Annotated in this window: 21 protein-coding genes; 11 read left to right on the top strand and 10 right to left on the bottom strand. The window is 63.1% G+C overall.

What is annotated here, in order from left to right:
• Positions 1 to 90 precede the first annotated feature (90 nt).
• The 4 genes from FJV77_RS10005 (at position 91) to FJV77_RS09990 (ending at position 3,347) form a co-directional block, all read left to right on the top strand.
• Positions 91 to 969: a branched-chain amino acid aminotransferase gene (locus FJV77_RS10005; protein WP_142866648.1), complete on the top strand. Its 879-nt coding sequence runs from the start codon at positions 91 to 93 to the stop codon at positions 967 to 969.
• A gap of 187 nt (positions 970 to 1,156) precedes the next feature.
• Complete coding sequence (locus tag FJV77_RS10000; RefSeq protein ID WP_142866647.1) at positions 1,157 to 1,759, top strand: superoxide dismutase; 603 nt, start codon at positions 1,157 to 1,159, stop codon at positions 1,757 to 1,759.
• Positions 1,760 to 1,949: 190 nt separating this feature from the next.
• Positions 1,950 to 2,387: a cytochrome c gene (locus tag FJV77_RS09995; RefSeq protein WP_142866646.1), complete on the top strand. Its 438-nt coding sequence runs from the start codon at positions 1,950 to 1,952 to the stop codon at positions 2,385 to 2,387.
• Between the two features lie 9 nt (positions 2,388 to 2,396).
• Positions 2,397 to 3,347, top strand: a complete 951-nt coding sequence (locus tag FJV77_RS09990; protein WP_142866645.1) for a cytochrome c — start codon at positions 2,397 to 2,399, stop codon at positions 3,345 to 3,347.
• A 6-nt stretch (positions 3,348 to 3,353) separates the two neighbouring features.
• Here the strand turns inward: FJV77_RS09990 and FJV77_RS09985 are convergent, their stop codons facing one another.
• From FJV77_RS09985 to FJV77_RS09975, 3 genes are all read right to left on the bottom strand, one after another.
• A complete protein-coding gene (locus tag FJV77_RS09985; RefSeq protein ID WP_142866644.1) occupies positions 3,354 to 3,743 on the bottom strand; it encodes an SET domain-containing protein-lysine N-methyltransferase in 390 nt (129 codons plus the stop codon).
• A gap of 146 nt (positions 3,744 to 3,889) precedes the next feature.
• Entirely contained in the window at positions 3,890 to 4,516 is a 627-nt protein-coding gene (locus FJV77_RS09980; RefSeq protein ID WP_142866643.1) for a LysE family translocator, read from the bottom strand.
• Complete coding sequence (locus FJV77_RS09975) at positions 4,513 to 6,633, bottom strand: S9 family peptidase (protein WP_142866642.1); 2,121 nt, start codon at positions 6,631 to 6,633, stop codon at positions 4,513 to 4,515. Before FJV77_RS09975 ends, FJV77_RS09980 begins: the two co-directional genes overlap by 4 nt.
• A gap of 127 nt (positions 6,634 to 6,760) precedes the next feature.
• On the opposite strand from FJV77_RS09975, the gene FJV77_RS09970 reads away from it, so the two are divergent.
• Both FJV77_RS09970 and FJV77_RS09965 read left to right on the top strand, forming a co-directional pair.
• Positions 6,761 to 7,132, top strand: coding sequence for an SH3 domain-containing protein (locus FJV77_RS09970; RefSeq protein ID WP_185970262.1), 372 nt, complete (start codon positions 6,761 to 6,763; stop codon positions 7,130 to 7,132).
• Between the two features lie 416 nt (positions 7,133 to 7,548).
• Positions 7,549 to 7,974 carry a MucR family transcriptional regulator gene (locus FJV77_RS09965; protein ID WP_023673680.1) on the top strand — a complete coding sequence of 142 codons (426 nt, stop codon included), beginning with the start codon at positions 7,549 to 7,551 and terminating at the stop codon, positions 7,972 to 7,974.
• Between the two features lie 59 nt (positions 7,975 to 8,033).
• Here the strand turns inward: FJV77_RS09965 and FJV77_RS09960 are convergent, their stop codons facing one another.
• Positions 8,034 to 8,462, bottom strand: a complete 429-nt coding sequence (locus FJV77_RS09960; protein ID WP_142866777.1) for a SufE family protein — start codon at positions 8,460 to 8,462, stop codon at positions 8,034 to 8,036.
• 109 nt (positions 8,463 to 8,571) lie between these two features.
• Positions 8,572 to 8,946: a DUF5330 domain-containing protein gene (locus FJV77_RS09955; protein ID WP_142866640.1), complete on the bottom strand. Its 375-nt coding sequence runs from the start codon at positions 8,944 to 8,946 to the stop codon at positions 8,572 to 8,574.
• A gap of 537 nt (positions 8,947 to 9,483) precedes the next feature.
• On the opposite strand from FJV77_RS09955, the gene FJV77_RS09950 reads away from it, so the two are divergent.
• The 3 genes from FJV77_RS09950 to FJV77_RS09940 all read left to right on the top strand — a co-directional run bounded on the left by FJV77_RS09950 (position 9,484) and on the right by FJV77_RS09940 (position 12,413).
• Entirely contained in the window at positions 9,484 to 11,229 is a 1,746-nt protein-coding gene (locus tag FJV77_RS09950) for a HAMP domain-containing sensor histidine kinase (protein WP_142866776.1), read from the top strand.
• The gene (locus FJV77_RS09945) at positions 11,204 to 11,992 is read left to right on the top strand and encodes a peptidoglycan-binding protein (RefSeq protein ID WP_142866639.1); all 789 of its coding nucleotides are present in this window, start codon (positions 11,204 to 11,206) and stop codon (positions 11,990 to 11,992) included. The genes FJV77_RS09950 and FJV77_RS09945 overlap by 26 nt, the downstream gene beginning before the upstream one ends.
• Positions 11,993 to 12,065: 73 nt before the next feature.
• Positions 12,066 to 12,413 (top strand): DUF1491 family protein, encoded by a 348-nt coding sequence (locus FJV77_RS09940; RefSeq protein ID WP_142866638.1) that lies wholly within the window; start codon positions 12,066 to 12,068, stop codon positions 12,411 to 12,413.
• Here the strand turns inward: FJV77_RS09940 and FJV77_RS09935 are convergent.
• From FJV77_RS09935 to FJV77_RS09910, 5 genes are all read right to left on the bottom strand, one after another.
• Positions 12,400 to 13,392: a DUF2336 domain-containing protein gene (locus FJV77_RS09935; protein ID WP_142866637.1), complete on the bottom strand. Its 993-nt coding sequence runs from the start codon at positions 13,390 to 13,392 to the stop codon at positions 12,400 to 12,402. The two genes, FJV77_RS09940 and FJV77_RS09935, sit on opposite strands and share 14 nt — an antisense overlap.
• Before the next feature lie 401 nt (positions 13,393 to 13,793).
• A complete protein-coding gene (locus FJV77_RS09925) occupies positions 13,794 to 14,342 on the bottom strand; it encodes a DUF1254 domain-containing protein (RefSeq protein WP_142866635.1) in 549 nt (182 codons plus the stop codon).
• Complete coding sequence (locus FJV77_RS09920; protein ID WP_142866634.1) at positions 14,335 to 14,919, bottom strand: DUF1214 domain-containing protein; 585 nt, start codon at positions 14,917 to 14,919, stop codon at positions 14,335 to 14,337. Before FJV77_RS09920 ends, FJV77_RS09925 begins: the two co-directional genes overlap by 8 nt.
• An 80-nt stretch (positions 14,920 to 14,999) precedes the next feature.
• A complete protein-coding gene (locus tag FJV77_RS09915) occupies positions 15,000 to 17,159 on the bottom strand; it encodes a penicillin-binding protein 1A (RefSeq protein ID WP_142866633.1) in 2,160 nt (719 codons plus the stop codon).
• 153 nt (positions 17,160 to 17,312) lie between these two features.
• Positions 17,313 to 17,951: a TetR/AcrR family transcriptional regulator gene (locus tag FJV77_RS09910; RefSeq protein ID WP_142866632.1), complete on the bottom strand. Its 639-nt coding sequence runs from the start codon at positions 17,949 to 17,951 to the stop codon at positions 17,313 to 17,315.
• Positions 17,952 to 18,062: 111 nt separating this feature from the next.
• Between FJV77_RS09910 and FJV77_RS09905 the strand changes: the two genes are divergently transcribed.
• Entirely contained in the window at positions 18,063 to 20,474 is a 2,412-nt protein-coding gene (locus tag FJV77_RS09905) for an FAD-dependent oxidoreductase (protein WP_142866631.1), read from the top strand.
• Between the two features lie 12 nt (positions 20,475 to 20,486).
• Entirely contained in the window at positions 20,487 to 22,040 is a 1,554-nt protein-coding gene (locus FJV77_RS09900) for a trimethylamine methyltransferase family protein (protein ID WP_142866630.1), read from the top strand.
• Positions 22,041 to 22,146: the final 106 nt, after the last annotated feature.

Here is a 22,146-nt window from a genome sequence, read left to right as displayed (position 1 = left end):
CAACAAAATCCGCCTGATGCCGGTTGACGGCGCCCGCCAAAGCATCTTCCAATGATGCCAGACAAGGCAGCATCAAAGCGGAACCGAGCAATGACACTGGCGACTGCGGCGCAATCGGCGACATGGACCTTCGTCGACGGCGACTGGTACGAAGGCAACGTCGCCATCCTTGGCCCACGCAGCCATGCCATGTGGCTTGCCACCAGCGTCTTCGACGGCGCCCGCTGGTTCGAAGGCGTCGCCCCTGACCTCGAGCTGCATGCCGCCAGGGTGAACGCCTCGGCGATCGCGCTCGGCCTGAAACCGTCGATGAGCGTCGACAAGATCGTCGGCCTGACCTGGGACGGGCTGAAGAAGTTCGACGGCAAGACGGCGGTCTATATCCGGCCGATGTACTGGGCCGAGCATGGCGGCTATATGGGCGTGCCGGCCGATCCGGCATCGACCCGCTTCTGCCTTTGCCTCTACGAATCGCCGATGATCTCGCCGGCCGGCTTTTCGATCACCGTGTCGCCGTTCCGGCGGCCGACGATCGAAACCATGCCGACCAATGCCAAGGCGGGCTGCCTCTACCCCAACAATGGCCGCGCCATTCTCGAAGCCAAGATGCGCGGCTTCGACAATGCACTTGTGCTCGACATGCTGGGCAATGTCGCCGAGACCGGAACCTCCAACATCTTCCTGGTCAAGGACGGCCATGTGCTGACGCCGGCGCCGAACGGCACTTTCCTGTCCGGCATCACCCGCTCGCGCACCATGACGCTGCTTGGCGACTATGGCTTCAAGACCACCGAAAAGATGCTGTCGGTGCGCGACTTTCTCGAGGCCGACGAGATCTTTTCGACCGGAAACCATTCCAAGGTCGTGCCGATCACCCGCATCGAGGACCGCAACCTCCAGCCCGGGCCGGTGGCCAAGAAGGCGCGCGAGCTCTATTGGGAATGGGCGCATTCGACGCCTGCTGGCTGAGCCGCGCCGCCGCTTCGTTTGCTGGGCGTTCTTTTTTGACGCAGCATCCTGTCCGCAAAACCGTGTGACACTTTTTCGGAACCCGCTTAGAAAGGAACCGGCGCTTCATTCCGGAGTTGTTCCAGAACAATCCAGCCCTATCTTAATCCGGTATCCGCACCGGATTTTTCCATGAGGAGTATGACCGATGGCTTTTGAATTGCCCGCCTTGCCCTATGACTACGAGGCCCTACAGCCCTACATGTCGAAAGAGACGCTGGAGTATCACCACGACAAGCACCACAAGGCCTATGTCGACAACGGCAACAAGCTGGCCGCTGAAGCCGGTCTTGGCGACCTGTCGGTCGAAGAGGTGGTCAAGCAGTCGTTCGGCAAGAATGCTGGCCTCTTCAACAACGCAGCCCAGCACTACAACCACATTCATTTCTGGAAGTGGATGAAGAAGGGCGGCGGTGGCAACAAGCTTCCCGGCGCCCTGCAGAAGGCGGTCGACGCCGACCTCGGCGGCTACGACAAGTTCAAGGCCGACTTCATCGCTGCCGGCACCACGCAGTTCGGTTCGGGCTGGGCCTGGGTCTCGGTCAAGGACGGCAAGCTGGCAATCTCCAAGACGCCGAATGGCGAGAACCCGCTCGTCCATGGCGCCTCGCCGATCCTCGGCGTCGATGTCTGGGAGCACTCCTATTACATCGACTACCGCAACGCTCGGCCGAAATATCTCGAAGCCTTCGTCGACAGCCTGATCAACTGGGACCATGTTCTCGAAATGTACGAAAAGGCGAAAGCCTGATCGATCCAGAAAGCCCCGGCATTGAACTGACCCCCGAAAGTTGGACACAACCTTCGGGGTTTTTCTTTTTTCAGATCGAAACGGAGGCATACTGCAAAGCGGCAGTATTCGAGCGGCGAGCAGGGAATAATCCCGTCTCGCCATCCGTTAACGGTAGGTCGCGACCCCTCATCATCCTGGAGCCAATTGAATGAGAAAGCTTGTCATCGCCATCTCTATGCTCAGCCTCGCCGCCTCGGCCGCCTTTGCCGACCCGATCCTCGACCGACAGGGACTGATGAAGGAGCGCGGAAAACTCGTCGGCGGCTTGTCGAAAATCGCCAAGGGGGAAGCAGATTTCGATGCCGCCGCCGTGTTGGCGGCGCTGCAGGCGCTGCAGGTCAATGCCGAGAAGGTCGATGTCGATGCGCTGTTCCCGGCCGGCAGCGACAGCGGTGATACCACCGCTTCGCCGAAAATCTGGCAAGACATGGCGGGCTTCAAGACCACGAACGAGAAATATGTCGCCGATGTCAAGGCCACTGTCGCCGCCGCACCTGCCGATGTCGATGCGCTCAAGGCGCAGATCGGCACCCTCGGCAGCGATTGCGGCACCTGCCACCAGACCTATCGGGTGAAGAAGGGCTGATCCCGGGCAATGGCCCTGTTGAAAAAACTCGTCGGCGCCGCACTTGTCCTGGGCGTCGTCGGCGCCGGCGCCGGCTGGTTGTTGTCGGCGCCAGTCAAACTCGACGCTGAAACCCTTGCACAACTCGGCCCCGGCGACGCCGTAAGGGGCAAGCGCATCTTCAATGCCGGCGGCTGCACCTCCTGTCACGCCAAGCCGGGGTCCAAGGGCGAAGCCCGCCTGCAACTGGTCGGCGGCCTTCAGCTCAAGACCCCGTTCGGCACCTTCGTGCCGCCCAACATCTCGCAGGATCCCAAGGACGGCATCGGCGCCTGGACGGTCGAGGATCTCGCCAATGCCATGCTGAGAGGCGTGTCACCTTCCGGCGAGCATTTCTATCCGGCCTTTCCCTACGCGTCCTACGCCCGCATGAAGCCGGCTGACATTGCCGATCTCTATGCCTTCCTGAAGACGCTGCCGGCGGTCGCCGGCAAGGCGCCGGACAATTCCTTGAGCTTCCCCTTCAACATCCGCCGTGGTCTCGGCCTGTGGAAGCGGCTCTATCTCAGCAACCAGCCGGTGATCGCCTTGGCCGACGGCACGCCTGACCCAGTGCTGACCGGCCGCTATCTGGTCGAGGGACCCGGCCATTGCAGTGAATGCCACACGCCGCGCGATTTCACCGGCGGCACCAAGAAGAGCCTGTGGCTGGCGGGTGCCACCGCCGCCGAAGGCCGCGGCATCGTGCCGAACATCACATCGGGCGAGGGCGGCATCGGCGATTGGTCGGAAGCCGACATCGCCAACTATCTCGAAACCGGTTTTACGCCCGATTTCGATTCCGTCGGCGGCGCCATGGTCGACGTCCAGCGCAACATGGCCGAACTGCCGCCGGAAGATCGCGCGGCCATCGCCGCCTATCTCAAGGCTGTGCCGCCGCATCCCAATGGCTATCCGGCGCGAAGCAAGCCGGCTAAGTGACCCCGACTAAAGGTGGCGGTCACCGAGGAAATCGAAGCCCGTCTCGAAGAAATGACTGTAATTGCAGGTCAATTCCTCGCCGGGTGCGATGTCGCGCAACGCATAAGTCTCTTCGGGCGAGGAAACATCGCAATTCGGTTCGTCGTCATGGTTCATGTAGCGTGCATCGTCGGCTTCGAAGACGATGTAGTTCGGATCGCGGCGGTCGGGATAGGAATAGCGGTCGAGGTAGCTCTTCACCGGCCCGCTCTCGCCCTCATAGGTTTCGACCTCGATCAGCCGGTCGAAGCGCGGATCGAGCTTCCAGACCAGCGTGCCCTTGGCGATGTGGGTCTTGGCGAAAACACCGATGCCCTGGATCGGCGATTTCTCGAGATAGGTGTCGACGAGTAGCATAGTGGACCCTTTGCGTATGTCGTGTCTGGAAGGCGCCGCGCATTGGGTAACGCGCAGCCATTGCAATTGCGAGTGAAAATGAGCGGCGCGGAATTCAAAAAGTGATGATCGGCACGCCGCGACGGGGCACGCCCTTCGCTCCGATATCAGCGCTGCTGCAAGGCCAGACGAACGCCCAACGCGCAGTAGATACCGCCGACCACCTTGCCTTGCCATTTCACCACCGATGGATTGCGGCGCAGGAAAGTGCCGAGCCGGCCCGCGCTTACGGCAAAGACGACTGTGCTGAAAAGACCGAGCAGAACAAAGATTATGCCCAACGTCATCAGCTGGAGCATCACCGATCCATTTTCAGGCCGCACGAACTGGGGCAGGAAGGCGAGAAAGAAAAGCGCGGTCTTTGGATTGAGCACCTCGGTGAGGACAGCCTGTCGAAACGCCTTGCCGGCAGAGATCGCAAGCGCTCCGGCAGTAGGGTTGGCCGGTGTTCTCTCGATGATCGCGCGAGTGCCGAGGTAAACCAGATACGCCGCGCCAATGTATTTAACGATGCTGAACAGCGTTGCCGACGTGGCGATGATCGCCGAAATGCCTACCATCGCCATGACGGTATGGAACACATCGCCAGCCGCGACGCCGGCGCCCGTCGCGATGCCAACCCGGGTTCCCGAACTCGTCGCTCGCGCCACCGTCAAAAGTGTGGCTGGGCCGGGAATAAACACAAAGCCAAGCACAACAGCCACGTAAGCCATCAAGGTGGATAGATCGATCATGACGCCTCCTTTGCAATCTCGGCCTTGCCCATCACCTTCAGCGCAAAGGAATAGGTATAGGCGATCTCCTCCAGCCTGGAAAACCGGCCCGACGCGCCGGCATGGCCGGAATCCATGTTGATCTTGAACAGCACCGGATTGTCACCGCTCTTGCGCTCGCGCAGCCGCGCCACCCACTTGGCCGGTTCCCAATAGGTGACGCGCGGATCGGTCAGGCCGGCCAGCGCCAGGATCGGCGGGTAGTCATGATCCGCTACATTGTCATAGGGCGAGTAGGCGGCGATGATCCGATAGTCCTCCGCTGATGCGATCGGATTGCCCCATTCCGGCCATTCCGGCGGCGTCAGCGGCAAGCTTGCGTCGAGCATGGTGGTCATCACGTCGACAAAGGGGACCTCGGCAACGATGGCGCCGAAACTGTGCGGCGCCATGTTGGCGATCGCGCCCATCAGCATGCCGCCGGCCGAGCCGCCTTGCGCGACGATGCGGTCGTGTTGTGTGTAACGCTCGGCGACGAGGTGCTGCGCGACGGCGATGAAATCGGTGAACGTGTTCATCTTGTGCGCCCGCTTGCCGTCATCATACCAGCCGTAGCCCTTGTCCTTGCCGCCGCGGACATGGGCGATGGCAAAGACAAAGCCGCGGTCGACCAGCGAGAACCAGTTGGTGTTGAAGGCGGCCGGAATGGCGATGCCGTAGGAGCCGTAGCCGTAGAGCAGGCAAGGTGCCGAGCCATCGAGCGGCGTATCGCGATGATGCAGGAGCGAGACCGGCACTAACTCGCCATCGGCGGCGGGCGCCATCAGCCGGCGCGTGACATAGTGGTCCCGATCGTGGCCGGACGGCACTTCCTGGGTCTTCAGCAGCACGCGCTCGCGGCTGCGCATGTTGTAGTCGAAGACCTGCGCCGGCGTCGTCATCGACGAATAGGTAAATCGCATGATCTCGGTGTCATACTCATAGGATCCCGACAGGCCGAGCGAGAAGGCTTCCTCGTCGAACGAGATCAGGTGCTCCTCGCCGTTGCGGCGGTCGCGCACGACGATGCGCGGCAGGCCTTCCTTGCGCTCGAGCCTGACCATATGGTCCTTGAAGCCGACCACCGACAGGATCAGACGGCCCGGTTCGTGCGCCACCAGCTCTTCCCAGTTGGCGCGCACCGGGTCATCAGCCGGCGCCGTCATGATCTTGAAGTCCTTGGCGCCATCAGCATTGGTGAGGATGAAGAAGATGTCGCCGCCTTCTTCCAGATCATATTGCAGGCCGATCTCGCGCACCGCCACCAGCTTGGGTTCGGCGAACGGCTCATCGGCGCGCATCAGGCGGTATTCCGAGGTTTCGTGATCGTTGATGCCGATCATGATCCATTTATTGGAGCGCGTGCCGCCGACATCCATGAAGAAGCCGGGATCGGTTTCCTCATAGATCAGCCGGTCATTTTGAGGGCCGTCGCCGAGCGCATGAAACAGCACCTTGGACGGGCGATGATTGTCGTCGAGCCGGGTGTAGAAGAAACCGTCATCGGCGGCATTCCAGGTGCCGCCACCACTGGTGGCGCCTATCTGGTCAGGCAATTCCTTGCCGCTGGTGAGGTCGCGCACGCGCAGCGTGAAGAATTCGGAGCCCTTGTCGTCGAATGCCCACAAGAGTTTGCGGTGATCGGCCGAATGGTCGACGCCGCCGAGGCGGAAATACGGCTTGCCCTCGGCTTCCGCGTCGCCGTCGAGGAGGATCTGCTCATCGCCGCCATCACGCGGCCTGCGGAAATAGCGTGGTTGTTCGCCGCCAAGCTTGAAGGATGAGCCATAGGCATAGGGCCCATCCTTCATCGGCACCGTCGAATCGTCTTCCTTGATGCGGCCTTTCATCTCGCCGAACAGCTGCTTCTGAAGCTGTGTGGTATCGGCCATCAGCACTGTCTGATAGGCGTTCTCGGCTTCGAGATGGGCGCGGATGCGGCTATCGAGCAGGGAAGAATCTCGGAACATCGCCTGCCAGTTATCCGCCCTAAGCCAGGCATAGTCGTCGGTGCGGGTGAAGCCGTGATGCGTGTCGAAGACAGGGTGTTTCTCAGGGCTCGGCGGGCGGGCGGGCGGAAAGGCTGGGGTCTTGGTCATTGCGTCTCACTGAAGAAGTTACTTGAATGGCAAATGAACACGCCGATCAGCGCGGGTTCAAGGGCAGGCAGGCATTGGTGGCGGCGGGCTCGGGAAGATGGGCCGCAGAAGATGTACAGGGGAGAGGATGATGAATTTCTATGTCAGCACCGCTGCGGCTCTCGCCGTCGCTTCGACCGTTCTGGCTTTCACCGGCCAGTCTCATGCAACCGCGTTCGCCGCTTGGCAAGTGGCTGGCGTGCCGTTCGGCGACACGCTCAACGTTCGCAAATATCCGTCCAACGCATCCCAGAAGCAGGCGGCCTATCCCAACGGGACCATCCTGCAGATGACCGGCAAGTGCACCGGGGGGCTGAACTTGCTGGAGATCGCCGGCAAGCCGGACTGGAAACAGAAACAGGCAATTCGCTACCAATGGTGTCAAGTTTGGCACGACCCGGCGCAAAATGGTGGTTTCGTTACTGGCTGGGTCTACGGAAAATACCTCGTTCCCTATTGAATCCGGTCCAAAGCAGGTCTTCCCTTTGGCGGGTCTCGCCGACACCTTGCAACTTTTGATTTTGTACGAACCCGACGATTCAGCTATTCGAGCCTACAAAGCATAGGCTAAGCATCACAATCCACTTCATGAGTCCTCGCTGATTTAGCGATGGCATGACCTAACGTCATGTCAGTCCTGGTCCGACCAGAAATATCGCGAAGTTACAGAGTGCACGAAAGATTGAAGCTGAAGAGCGACTATTCGATGAATATCGTTGAATATAGCGCAAGATGCGAATTGACTTACTTGGTCTACAGGCTCATTAAGATGCCCGGACGCGAATCCATGAAGCTCTTCCCGCGTGAAATTCGCGCCATGCCCGATCTCTCAAAAAGGGCGCAAACAGAAACATCTTTCGTTGGGGCCTGAACACCATGGATATCGTCGAAACACCTTCCAGAAATAGCGATGCGCTGATCGAGCTGACCGCCGATGTGGTGGCCGCCTACGTCAGCAACAATCCCGTGCCAGTCGGCGAACTGCCGAATCTTATCGCCGACGTACATGCCGCTCTCGGGCGCGTGGGCGGAGCAAGCGAACAGCCTCCGGCCGACAAGCAGAAGCCTGCGGTAAACCCGAAGCGCTCAGTCCATGACGACTACATTGTCTGCCTTGAAGATGGCAAGAAGTTCAAGTCACTGAAGCGTCATTTGATGACCCACTACGGTCTGACGCCCGATGAATACCGCGAGAAGTGGAATCTGGACGCCAGCTACCCGATGGTTGCCCCCAATTATGCCGCTGCCCGTTCGCAGCTGGCCAAGAAGATGGGCCTCGGTCGCAAGCGCAAGGGCCGGTAACACCGGCTCCAGTTCGACAAGATCAACGGCGGCTCGAGGCGCCGTTTTTGTTTCCGGAGTCAAGCAGTTTGCTTGAGCGCCATCTCCGCGTCGCGCTTGATGCGCTTGACCATCGAGCGCAGACCGTTGGCGCGCTGCGGCGACAGATGTTCGTCGAGGCCGAGCGACTTCAGCGTCGCCTCGGCGTCGGTTTCCAGGATCTGGCTGGCGGACCGTCCCGAAAACAACGCCAGCATGATGGCGACCAGGCCGCGCACGATGTGGGCGTCCGAATCGCCAGTGAAGATGATGATGGGATCGGCGCCCCGGGCTTGTTCAGTGGTCAGCCAGACCTGGCTGACGCAGCCGGGCACCTTGTTCACGGCATTGCGCTCGGCGTCGGGAAATGGCGGCAGCGCTTCGCCGAGCTCGATCACATAGCGATAGCGGTCTTCCCACTCGTCGAGCAGGGAAAAGTCGTCGCGGATCGTCTGGATCGTCGTGGCCATTGCTTGGGATATAGTCATCCGCGGCTGCGACGTCACGGAAAAAGAAGAAAAGCACCGCAGGCGCCGAGAGGTCCGACCGGCCTGCGGTGTCGCTGTAGAGACAGCGGAATTAGTTCTTCGCCACCAGCTTGGCAGGGATGTTGACGGTCGCCGGCAGCACAATGTCCTCGGCGACGCTGCCGGTGGCCAGTGAGGTATCGGGCGACGTCTCGGGCTCGGTGCCCTTGTCGTCCAGCATGGCGGCGGCGATCTTGGCGGTTTCCTTGGCCCGGGCGGTGATCGTATGCATCGCCGACTTGCCGGTCTCGCAGACATCGGGCTTGCGCTCGCAAATGCCGGCGATGTCGCCGACTGCCTCGCGCGCCGCAAACAGTGCCTGGATCGGCCCGACACTCTCGTGGCCCTCCTCGTCGGAGCCGACGCTCAGTGGCAGCGCCAGCAGCACCAGCGAAAACCAGAACGCCATTCTTATCAGAAAGCCCATCGAATTGCCCTCTCGTCCATGACCGGATCACGCGTCCATGCGCCATGACCTCTTTTATCTCAGCGACAATGACATATGAGGCGCAAAGGACGGCTTGCTTGTTCAGCGAAAATTCTCCTCAAATTTTAGGCAAATTCGAAACGAAGCATTTTGCAATGCATTGGCTTCAAACGCCGGCGGTTCTCTTCACCTTGCACTAACTATCTAAGCGATTGTTATGAATGGATATATCCAGAGGTGCTGGCATGCCGGCTCAGGATTTTGCCGCCGCAGGCAAGCCGTTTGCACATAACGCTCCGTTTACTATGGCCGCAAATGACGGTGCATTCTGGCGCCTGCGCCGCAATTTTTGCCGCAGGGAGGTCGTTGTTCCGGTCAGCCTTATTCATTCCTTAAACGCTCGATGCGAGTTTCAAACAAACAAAAACGACCTGCAAAGCAGGGGCAGTCACGACCGGGTGCGAGTGCGTTGAGTTGAGTTTGATTAAGGCCAGATATCTTGAACTGCCTGGCGCGCTGGCGGCCGGTTGCGAACGCATGGTCCATCCGGCCATCGTTGGCCGGGACGACCGCCTGCGCCAGCGCCGGTTCATCGGCATCATGCTTGCCGCTCCGTTCTTTGCCGCGGGTGCCGCGGTCACACTGGTCACCTCGGGGATGGGCGCCGCCGTCACTGTCGCAACTATCTTCGCCGCCTTTGGTCTTTGCTGGTTCGCGGCCTTGCTGGTGGCGGCGTCGGGCAAAATGGCGCTGGCCGCCCAGGTCGCGCTTGCCGCCGGCGGTCTTGCCCTTGCCGGCGGCATCGCCGCGGCGGGCGGCCTGGCGTCGCCGGTTGCGTTGCTGGCCCTGGCGCTGCCATTCGAAGCCTGGTGGATCGGCGGTTCGAAGCGCGCGGCACTTTGGGGCGGCACTTCCGCCCTTGCCGCAGTGCTGCTGCAGCCTTTTGTCGGCTCTGTCGTCCCGCTCGGTGCGGTGCAAGTCGCGGCGTGGCATTGGCTGTTGCCGCTGGCCTGGGGACTGACGCTGGTTCCCCGGCTTGCAGCCCTTGGCGATGCCGCACATGCGCAGCCTGCGCTCCTTCCAAGCGACCGCCTCGAAGACATGATCGACGCCGTTATCCTGCATGTCGCCCGGCATGGCGAAGTCCTTGATGCATCGGCCAAGGCGCGCACCATCCTGAAGCTGCCGCCGGAACTGCTTTTCGGCGCCGGCTTGTTCGACCGCATCCATCTGTCCGATCGCGTTGCTTATCTGAGCGCGCTTGCAGACCTGCGCGATGGCGCCGTGGCGCGGCGGCTCGATCTTCGGGTAAGGCTGCCCCAGGACGGCAATGCTCCGCTGGCCGACAATTACCGGCCATTCCAGCTCGAACTGGTTCGGGCCGACGAGCAGCAGGAGACCTTCACCCTGCTGCTGCGCGAGAACGACGAGATCGCCGAACTGCGCGACGAGCTTGCCGCCGCCAATGAGGCGGCAGCGTCGGCGGAGGTGGCGAAGGGCCGCTTCCTGGCCGTCGTCAGCCACGAGCTTCGCACGCCGCTCAACGCCATCATCGGGTTTTCCGACATGCTGCTGCATGAGATGTTCGGCGGCTTCAAGGACCCGCGCCAGAAGGAATATGTCGGCCTGGTCAGGGATTCCGGCCAGCATCTGCTTGCCGTCGTCACCTCGATCCTGGACGTGTCGAGGATCGAGGCCGGCGCCTACGCGACCGAGCCCGAGCCGTTCCGCTTCATCGAAGCGGTCGAGATGTGCCAGTCGATGATGCAGCTGCAGGCCAACGCCAAGAACATCGACCTTCAGGCGCAGATCGCGCCCGACGCCGGCGAGATCAATGCCGACCGTCGCGCCGTGCAGCAGATCCTGATCAACCTCGTCTCCAATGCGATCAAGTTCACGCCCGACGGCGGCGATGTCGTCGTCGGCGCCAAGCGGATCGGCTCGCGGCTGCATTTCTGGGTCAGGGACACCGGCATCGGCATCGCCGAGGAGGATTTCGCCAATCTCGGCAAGCCGTTCATGCAGATCCACAACGACTATACGCGCCGGTTTGAGGGTACCGGGCTCGGCCTGTCGCTGGTCAAGGGCCTGGTGGCCCTGCACGACGGCACGATGTCGATCGAGAGCATGCCGGGTGAGGGGACGACGGTCACGATCAGCCTGCCGGTGAACGGGCCGAAAAAGCGCGCGACCGACAGGAACGGCGTGCTGCCGATGCCCGTGACCAGGACGAAGGGCGACGCGAAAGGGGACAGGAATGGCTCGCTCCGCAAAACAGCCTAAAGCGGTCAAGCGCCGCAGCGGCGCTTTCGAGGCCGGCGCGATTGCGCTCGGCGGCGCGATCTCGCGCAATCCGGTCCTGGTCGGCGGCTCGACCGCCTTTCTGGTGACGCTGTTCTACGTTTCCGCCAACGCGCTGTGGTACCAGCCGTTTCCGCATGCCGGCGCCTTCTTCGCCACGCGCAGCATCGAGGGTTTTCCGCGCCCCGGCACGGATGAACCCGAAACCACCATCAACATACTGCGGCCTGGCCCGGCGCCGGCCAAGAGCGACCCGACGGTCGAGCAGGTGCAAGGCATCCTCAAGGACCTCGATTTCTACACAGGCACCGTCGACGGCATTTCCGGGCCGAATACCCACAAGGCCATCCAGGCCTACCAGCAGAAGGTCGGTCTGCCGGCATCCGGCGAGATCGACGCCGTCCTGCTCGACCAGCTCGGCGCCAAGCAGACGACGGCGGGTATTCCCCATCCGGCGCCACGGCCCGTGGATATGGCCGCTGCTCCCGCTGCCGCGCCCGAGGCTGCCCCCGCGCCAATTCCGGTCTCGGCACCGGCATCCGCCCAGGCGCCCGATCCTCGCATCGTCAAGATCCAGGCCGGGTTGAAGGCATTCGGCAATGACGACATGCAGTTGGACGGGGTCGTCGGCGCCCGCACCAAGGCCGCGATCAAGGAATTCCAGTCGCTGTTCGGCCTGCCGCAGACCGGCGAGCCGGACGAGGTCGTCTACGTCAAGATGCGCGAAATCGGCCTGACCAACTGAACAGACCAGACGACCGCTCGCGGGCGAGTGTAAATCCGGCTAAGACGCTGCGCATGTCGTCCGGACCCCTCCCATGCGCGTAACCACCGATCTTTGGGTGTCGGCCCTGTTGCGCCGTGTGTTCGGCGCTGGCGGCTTTGCCGCCGTCGTCAAGCGCGGCGCGACCGAGGCCGGCGCTGTCTTCGTGCTGTCGCGCGGGCGGCTGGGCGAGGTCTCCCTGTTCGGCCCGGCGCCGCAGACCAGCTACGATTCGGCCAAACCGGATGACCGGTTTTTCACGCTGCTCGGCGCTGGTGAAGACGCCAGCGTGCTCGACGCCAGGCTGGAGCGGGAAAAGAAATTCGATCCCGATATCTGGGTGGTCGAGATCGAGGCCGGCTCGGTTCCCGTCGAGGAGCTGCTCTCGGTCAAGATGCCTTGAGGCTTGCCTTGTCGCCATCCGGCGCCTGGTCGGCATTTGCGGCGGCAGGGGCGTTGCCGCGCACCGCTAGTGTCTCGGCCTTCCAGCCGCGGAGCTTTTCGAGGGCAGCCTCGTGGTGCAGCAGCCGGTAGCGGTCGAGGAAAATACGGATCGCCTGCGGGTGCGGAAACTCCCGGGGGTAGACCGCGACCGCGATCAGGAATGCCCTGTCCTCGCTGAGGTCGAGCGCCCGCAAGGCGGCGAGCAGCGAGACGTAGCTCGACTGCTCGGTCAGCGCGCGCGCCGTCGAAAACTCGATGTCGAGTGCGTCGGCAAGCGCGGTCTGGAAGAAGGCGGCGTTGCCGGTCAGCGCCGTCTCGCGCAGCTTGCTATAGGTCGCCGAGCCGACGAAGGGATTGACCGATGTCGCCTCGCTCTCGGCGAGCATCATCGCGCGCAGCCGGCGCCTGGCGCTTTCGGCAGCGCTGCCGGGCAGTTTGGGTGGGCTGGGAGCGGCGGCAGCGGGTTCGGCTCGGTCGCCCGTCGCTTCGGCGATCGGCTCGGGCTGCCGCACCCGCACCAGGGTTGGTTTCTCCAGCGCCTTGATCAGCTGCGCGATGGTTGGGTTCAAATCCTTGCGGCGGGCAATGGCGCGCGCGTGCGGCAGGCCGTGACGGCCGATCAGCGCAATCAGGTCGATATCGCTCAGGGCGCGGGAACGGACCAGCAAGGGCGCGCAGACATCGAGCGGCTCCTCGCAAAGCCGCCGCACCAGGGCAGCCGGCGCATATTCGCATTCGGAGAGGGCAGCGGCGACATAGCGGCGCGATTCAACCGACACGCTGTCGAAAAGCGGCAGCGTCAGATCCTCGAGCTGGGCGATCTCGCGGCGCGACGGGCGGGTCAGCGAGCAGAACGCCGACACCGCGGCACGAAACAGCCTTTCGGCTTTTCCCGATTCCGTCCGTATAGCGATTTGCCTGAAATCCGAAACTGACACGGAAGATACGCCCGATACTCGACACGACCCGGACCATGCTCAACCGCAACTGTGTCGGTTTCGCGTAAGGCTTGGAACAAACATCAAATTAGCGGCGATCCGTTAGCGCTCCGTTAACCCTCTGCCTGCCTTAATCACATTTGGAGGCGTTGCGTTGTGCTCCGGGCAACCGAGAGGAATACGCGAACCATGGGCATGGTACTGTCTTTTGTGCCGCGACGGGCACCAGTCAATCGAGCAGTTCAGGGCACCGGCACGCCGGCGGCGGTGATCATTTTCCCAGGCGTCCGCTACGAGCATCCGCCACTGGCGGGCGAGGCGCGGCCGGCCGGTTCGGACAAGCCAGACACACCACGGTCGCCTGTTCCGCACCACTGAGCAGGCTCTCTTCGGGGCAAAAATCAGTAGTCCTGCAGCTCGCAGGAGCTCTGCTCCAGGAACTGCGACACAACCGGCTTCCAGCTGTCGTCAGGCACGAAAGCACGAATGACGAAGATGCCTTCCTCGATCGGCGCTTCGACGAAGATCGCCCCTTGCAGATCTTCCGGCAGCTCCCGGCGCACGTCGATCATTTGCGCCGGCGTCAGCACCACGGTGTCGAGCTTGTTGCCGGTCGCGGTGTGGTCGTTGAAGGAATAGAAATTGTGGCCGTTGCGGTCATAGACCGAAACCGACCAGAATGGCACGCTGCCCGGTGCCTTGATGCGCACCATGCCTTCGGCAAGGTCGAAGCGGCAGGCGGCGGCGTAAAACATCGGATCGACCGATTTGACCACCGGCGCGCCGCCGGCCTCGGCGTCGAGCCTGGTCATCTTGTAGAGGTCTGAAGCCAACGCCAGCCGCGACCAGGCGTCGCGCTCGGTAAACTCCGGCACCAGCAAAAGCACCACGATGTGGACGATGCCCGCACCGAGCAGGCCGAGCAGGATGGCGTGCAGCAGCCTACGCATTGCAGCCCGCCTTGACGATACGGGGCAGCGTCACGTCGGAGAGGCCGGTGCTCGAGGCGATCGGCGTGTCGTAGAAGGTGAGCACGAAATACATCCGGCCAAAGCCTTCGGTCAGAAGCCAGTTGCCGGGCGCGGGGCGATTGCCGACGGTAATGATCACCGAATTGTCGGGCTGGCGCAGCACCTGGTAGGATTGCAGCGCCGCCAGGCGCGGCTTGCCGGTGTCGACCACGCCGAGCGACTGGTCGGCGGCATAAAGCGTCCAGAACCGGGCGGTGGGGAAACTGCCATCGATCCTGTAGTCGCATTGCCGCTTAAGCTCATCGCCGGCCGCATCGCGTTCGGCGATGAAGGACAAGCCTTCCGCCTTGCCGAGCGCCAGTACGCCCTCGCGCGCCACGCGCGCCTTCGAATAGGGGTCGGCATCTTGCGTGCCGATCTCGGGGAAGGCGGTCCATTGGCCGATGCTGATCGCGCCGACACCGCTCTGCGCCTGCAGCGCATACCAGACGCTGCCGCCGCCGCCGCCGATGGCAATGGCAAGCGAAAGCAGCGTGAAAAAGGCGGTCTTGAGCATGAAGAACCGGGACGAGAGAATTGTCGTTCGGGGATATAGCGGGGCAGGCCGCAGGGCAAGCGGCCCTGTGGAATGACGGATCAGAGCGCCGACAAGGTCTCCGGCGCCGATGGTGCGACCAGCACGGGCGCGGCCTGGAACACCTTGGTCATCTCGCGCAACGTCTGCGTCGTGCGGCTGGACAGCACGGGCGGGCGCTCGGCGGCGGCATCCGCTGCCGCCTGATCGGCATTTTTCTTCTCCGCCTCCTCGGCCTTGGCGGCGATTTCTTCGTCGACAAAGGGCTTGTCGAGGCCGGGGATTGGCTTCAAGTCGATGTTCTGGTGCGCATAGACCATCAGCCGCTGCCACACCATGGCCGGCAGCGTGCCGCCGGTCATTTTGTTGGTTGGCGTGAAGTCGTCATTGCCGAGCCAGACGGCGGCCGTGTAGTTGCCGGTGAAGCCGACGAACCAGGCATCGCGGTAGGATTGCGTCGTGCCGGTCTTGCCGGCCACCACGATGTTGGGAAGCTGCGCGCGCCGCGCCGTGCCGATGACCGGCACCGCCGCCAGCATGGTGTTCATGTACTTCAGCGCCTGCTCCGACAGCACGCGGTGCGGCGGCGGGGCGTCCTTGGTCCAGTCATAGACCACCTCGCCGGTGCGGGTGACGAGCTGCGTAATGCCATGGCGGGAGCCGACGAAGCCGTTCTGCGCAAACACGCTGTAGCCTGTCGCCTGGTCCATCACCGTCATGCCCGACGTGCCGAGAACCATGGTCTTGTGCGATTCCAGCGGCGATTCCACGCCCATCGATTCGGCCATCGCCTTGATCGGGCCGATGCCGAGATGGTCCTTGGCGAGCCGCACCGGCACGGTGTTGATCGACTTGGCGATTGCGGTGATCAACGTGACATTGCCGGCCGATCCTCCGCTGTAGTTGTGCGGTGACCAACTGCCCCAGCTGATCGGGCCGCCGGAAACCACCGAGTCGGGCGTGAAGCCATGCTCCATCGCCGTGGCGTAGACGTAAGGTTTGAACGAGGAGCCGGTCTGGCGCAGCGCCTTGGTGGCGCGGTTGAACTGGCTGGTGCCATAGTCGCGGCCGCCGACGATGGCGCGCACCGCGCCATTGGTCTCGATCACCACAACGGCGCCTTCGGTGACGTTGTATTCCTTGCCGAACTGGCGGAGGTGGAATTCGACGGATTCTTCCGCCGCCTTCTGGATGTTGGCGTCGAAGGTGGTGTGAGCGACCACCGAATGCTGGCCGGGCTTGGCGATCTTCTTGACCTCGTCGAAGGCCCAGTCGAGGAAATAATCCGGGCTCTTCTGCTCGCCGCGGTCGACGATCTCGGCCGGATGCAGCCTTGCCTGCAACACCTGGCCTTCGGTCATGAAACCGGAATCGACGAGGTTGGACAGCACCACATTGGCGCGAGCGCGGGCGGCGGGTAGGTTGATGTGCGGCGCGTATTTGGTCGGCGCCTTGAACAGGCCGGCCAGCATCGCCGCCTCGGCGAGGTTCAGATCCTTGACGCTCTTGCCGAAATAGAAATCCGCCGCCGCCTCGATGCCGAACGTGCCGCCGCCCATATAGGCGCGGTCGAGATAGAGCTGCAGGATCTCCTTCTTCGACAGATTGGCCTCCAGCCACAGCGAAAGGAAAGCTTCCTTGATCTTGCGCTGCAAGGTCCGCTCATTCGACAGGAACAGGTTCTTGGCCAGCTGCTGGGTGATGCTGGAGCCACCCTGGACGACGGAATTGGCCCGCACATTCTCGAAGATGGCGCGCGACAGGCCGAGCACGTCGATGCCGTAGTGCTCGAAGAAACGCCGGTCCTCAGTCGCCAGCACCGCCTTGATGACGTGGTCCGGCATCTCGTCGACCGGCACCGAATCGCGCTGGATGATGCCGCGCTGGCCGATCTCGTTGCCGTAGCGGTCGAGGAAGGTGACGGCAAAATCGCCCTGGCTGCGCCAGTCGCCTGTAGTGATCTGGAAGGCCGGCATGGCCAGCGCCAGGAGCACCACGAAGCCGCCGGCGCCCATGGTGAAACCTTCGCTCAGCACTTCGATGATGCCGCGTCGCCAGCCGGTGACGCGAAAGCGTCGCGAAAAAATGGTTGCCGATTCCCAGAACTGGCCGGCCTTGAAGCCGATCTCGTAGAGCGAGGAATCGATCCACGCGTCCACCGCCAGCAGTGCGGCGGCGATCGGACCTCTTCTTCTTGGACGTCGTTCTAAAGGACTGGCCATTCCCGAAACTCACCCCACCCACGACCTGAGAACCGCAAGCAGGCAATTTCAGGGCGGGGGTGCACCCGACGAAGACTATTCATCCATTTCAGCCGGCTCACAAGGGCCGCCGGGCCACACCGCACGGTTTGTTGACCGCCAACCGCTATTCTATCAGCGCGCAGCGATGAAGTGCATGAAATGCGCTACATCCGCATCGCTCGGCTCCTGGCCGGTGAAGGCGCGCAGATAGGCGGCGAGATGGCTGACCCGCGCCTCGACCGGCTCCTTGAGGTCGAGCACGTAATAGCCGATCTGCATGTAGTAGAGCACGCGTGCCCGGATGAAGGCGTCTTCCTCATCATAGCCGTGGCGGCGATACATCTCGCGGATGGCGCCAAGACGGTCGTTGTCGGCCTGGTCGATGGCGGCACGAACATCGTCTGAGCGCCGTGCCCATTCGCGGACGGCAAAATCGAGCCGCGGATCGAACAGGCGCTCGTCGGCCCAGCATTCGAAGACATTCATGACGGCTATGATGATCGTATCGGCCGCCCGCTGCGCGCGTTCGACGATCGCCTTGGTATTGGTGTCATGCCAATGGGTGAGCAACTGGTCGAGCAGATCCTGGCGGCTCTGGAAATACCAGTAGAAGCTCGAGCGCGAGACGCCGAGCTTCTGGCCGAGCGTCAGCACCCGTACGCTTTCGATGCCGTCCGAGACCAGGGTCTGCAGCGCCAGATCGATCCAGTCCTGGCGCGTCACCTTGATGTTGCCGGGTGCCGGCTCGGCCTGCGGAGCAATCATGATCATGGACCCACAAGTGCCATGGCGCGGAATTCTGCGCAAGCTCTGGACATACATGTCTAGACACATGTGTCCAGAATATGTATCGTGTGGGTATCCAACGAGAGGGAGGGGCTCGTGAAGTCGCATTATCGGGCGGTCGTCATCGGCGGAGGCGTGGTCGGCGCCTCGGTGCTCTACCATCTGGCGCGCTTCGGCTGGAGCGAGGTGGCGCTGATCGAGCGCGCCGAACTGACCGCCGGTTCGACCTGGCATGCGGCAGCCGGCTTCCACGCGCTCAACGCCGATCCCAATGTCGCGGCACTGCAGGACTATACGATCAAGCTCTATCGCGAGATCGAGGCCGAGTCCGGCCAGAACACCGGCCTGCATATGACCGGCGGCGTCAACATGGCGAGCGACCCGCAGCGCTGGGAATGGCTGAAATCGGCCTGGGCGGTGTTCCAGTCGGTCGGCATCGAGACCGCCCGATTGGTGACGCCTGAGGAGATCAAGGCAATCTGCCCGATCGTCGACGTCAACGGTGTGCTGGGCGGCCTCTATGACTCCAACGAAGGTCACCTCGATCCTTACGGCACGACGCATGCCTATGCCGGCGCTGCGAAAAAGCGTGGCGCCGATGTCATCCTGCGCAACCGGGTGCTCGATCTGAAGGCGCGCCCCGATGGCGGCTGGGATGTGCTGACCGAACAGGGCATGATCGTTGCCGAGCATGTCGTCAATGCCGGTGGTCTCTGGGCAAAGCAGGTCGGCCGCATGGCCGGCGTCGAGCTGCCGGTGACGCCGATGGAGCATCATTACTTCGTCACAGAGGACATTCCGGAAGTGGCCGCGCTCGACAAGGAGCTCGGCCTCGCCGTCGACCTCGACGGCTTCTCCTATTTACGCCAAGAGCGTAAAGGCGTCCTGCTCGGCGTCTATGAGCAAAACCCGAAGCACTGGAACATGGACGGTGCGCCCTGGGATTACGGCATCGAGCTGATCCCGGAGGACATCGACCGCATCGGCCCGGAGCTGACGAAAGCCTATGAGCGCTTCCCGTGCCTGGCCACTGCCGGCATCCGCAAATGGGTCAACGGCGCCTTCACCTTCACGCCCGACGGCAACCCGCTCGTCGGTCCTGTCCGCGGCGTGAAGAACTATTGGGTCGCCTGCGGCGTCATGGCCGGCTTCAGCCAGGGCGGCGGCGTCGGCAAGTCGCTGGCGGAGTGGATGATCCATGGCGAACCGCAAGCCGATGTATTCGGCATGGACATCGCCCGCTACGGCGCTTTTGCCGCCAACCGCGAATATCTCGGGCAAGCGACGCGCCAGTTCTATGCACGCCGCTTCGTTATGACCTTTCCCAATGAACGGCTGCCGGCCGGCCGTCCGCTGAAGCGCCCCGGCGCGTATGACGGCATGAGCGCGGCGGGTTGCGAATGGACGGCCTCCTGGGGGCTGGAAATTCCCGCCTATTTCGCGCCGATCGGCTTTCGCGAGGAAACGACGCTGAAGCGTTCCAACGCCTTCGATATCGTCGGCGACGAGGCGCTGCAGCTGCGCCGCGCCGCCGGTCTGGTCGATACATCGGCCTTCTCGCGCTATGCCGTATCCGGGCCGGGCGCGGAGGCCTGGCTCGACCGGCTGCTGGCCTGCAGGCTGCCGAAGGCGGGGCGCGCGAAGCTGGCGCCCATGCTTGGGTCTGACGGGCGGCTCAAGGGCGATCTTACCGTGCTCAACTGGGGCGGCGGCGAATACTGGCTCATGGGCTCCTACTATCTCCGGGAATTTCACATGCGCTGGTTCGAGGCGCAAATGGCGCAAGGCGTCTCAATCGCGGATAGCTCCGACACGATCAGCGGATTCCTCGTCACCGGGCCGAACGCGCGGGACATCGTGGCGCGGACCACGCATCAGGATATCTCGGCGCAAGCCCTGCCGTTCATGGCGTGCGGCCAATTCGACATCGGCATGGTTTCGGCACGCGTGGCGCGGCTGTCGATCGCCGGTGAACTTGGCTTCGAGATCAATTGTCCGGCCGTCATGCATGCGACCCTACGCGAAACCCTGCTTGCCGCCGGCGCGGATCTTGGCTTGGCCGAAATCGGCTACTACGCGCTCAACGCATTGCGGCTGGAAAAGAGTTTTGGCATCTGGTCGCGCGAGTTCACGCAAGGCTATACGCCGGGCGAGACCGGGCTCGACCGTTTCATCGCCTTCGACAAAAGCGATTTCATCGGCCGCGAGCCGGTGCTGAAGGAGCGTGATGCCGGTATCACACGACGGATCGTGACGCTGGAAGTCGACGCCGTCGATGCCGACGCCAGCGGCTTCGAGCCGGTCTGGCACAAGGGCCGGCGAGTCGGCTTCGTCACCTCGGGCGGCTATGGCTACACGGTTCGTAAAAGCGTCGCGCTGGCGTTGGTCGACGACGATTTCGCCAGGGAGGGCACGGAGCTTTCGGTGCACATTGTCGGCGTCGAGCAGCCTGCGCGTGTCATCGCGGCTTCGCCCTACGACGCTGACGGCAAGGCAATGAGGCAATGAGGAGTGGTGGCCATGGTCGATGATGTCATAAGGGAGACCAGGCGCGAGCGCCGGCGCGGGCACACCGGTGAGGCCGGCAGCGGGTCGAGCCGCCACCCGAATTACCGTTCGCTCAAAAACCCGTTCCTGCCGCAGCCGGTGTTTTCGGACGATCGCGTCGCCGCCATCCACGACACGGCGCAGCGCGTACTGGAAGAGCTCGGCATCAAGGTGCTGCTGCCGGAGGCGCGAGCGATTTACGCGAAAGCCGGTGCGCTGGTCGATGAGGACAGCCAGATGGTGCGCGTCGGCCGCGATATCGTGACGGCCGCGCTGGCCTCGGCGCCAAAATCCATCCGGGCGATGGCCGGCGACCGCAGCCGAGACCTCACGCTCGAGCTCGGCTCCATGACCTTCCTCGCCGGCGCCGGCGCGCCCAACGTCACCGACATCGAACGCGGGCGGCGGCCAGGCACGCTCGCCGCTTTCGAGGAACTGACCAAGCTCATTCAGCATTTCGACGTGCTGCATATGCTGTGCCCCTGCATCGAACCTCAGGACATCGACAACCGGTTGCGCCACTATGCCGCCAACCGGGCGCAGCTGACGCTGTCGGACAAGTTCCCCTTCGTCTTCGCGCGCGGCACGCCGCAGGTCGAGGATGGGTTTGAGATGATCCGGCTGGCGCGTGGCCTGTCGCAGGACGAGTTCCTTGCCGGCGTCCATTGCTACACAGTCATCAACACCAACTCGCCGCGCCAGCTCGACATCCCGATGGCGCAAGGCATCATCGACTTTGCCAGGGCGGGCCAGGTCTCTGTCATCACGCCCTTCTGCCTGGCCGGCGCCATGGCGCCGATCACGGTCGCCGGCGCATTGACGCTGCAGCACGCCGAGGCATTGGCCGGATTGACCCTGGCGCAGATGGTGCGGCCCGGCGCACCCGTGGTCTACGGCTCGTTCTCCTCCAATGTCGACATGAAGTCCGGCGCGCCGGCCTTCGGCACGCCCGAGCATGTCAAGGCGACGCTGGGCGCCGGCCAGTTGGCGCGCTTCACCGGCCTGCCCTGGCGGTCCGGCGGCGGCAGTGCGGCCAACATTTCCGACGTCCAGGCAGCACATGAGACGCAGTTCGCGCTGTGGGGCTCGGTGCTTGCCGGCGCCACCGTCTGCATCCATGCGGCGGGCTGGCTGGAGGGCGGCCTCAGCGTCTCCTACGAGAAGCTGATCACCGATATCGAGGCGTTGCAGACGGTCGCCGAACTCTGTGCGGCGACCCCGGGCGATGAGGACGCGATCGGCTTCGAGGCCATCGCCGAAGTCCAGCCCGGCGGACATTTCTTCTCCGCCGGCCACACCATGGCGCGCTACCGCACCGCCTTCTACGAGCCGCTGGTTGCCGACTGGTCGAATTTCGGCAACTGGACGCAGTCCGGCTCGAAGTCGGCCACCGAGCGCGCCACCGGCATCTGGAAGCGGACGCTGGCCGACTTCCAGCCACCGGCTTCGGCGGCCGCTACATCAGGTATTCTCGATGAATTCATAGCGCGGCGCACCGAACAAGGTGGGGCAGCGCCGGTCTCGTGAAGGGAACGCAACCGGCAATGATGGTCTGCCGCGGCCGCCGGGATACTGACCGGGCGGTCCGGCTCACGGGCCGGCGTATCGCTCTCAGCGATCAGCGGAGCCCGCC

This window comes from Mesorhizobium sp. WSM4306 (assembly GCF_007003975.1).
In the GTDB taxonomy this organism is placed as follows: domain Bacteria; phylum Pseudomonadota; class Alphaproteobacteria; order Rhizobiales; family Rhizobiaceae; genus Mesorhizobium.
The sequence above is the reverse complement of the archived record's forward strand: the minus strand, read 5'-3'. Positions and strand labels throughout refer to the sequence as shown.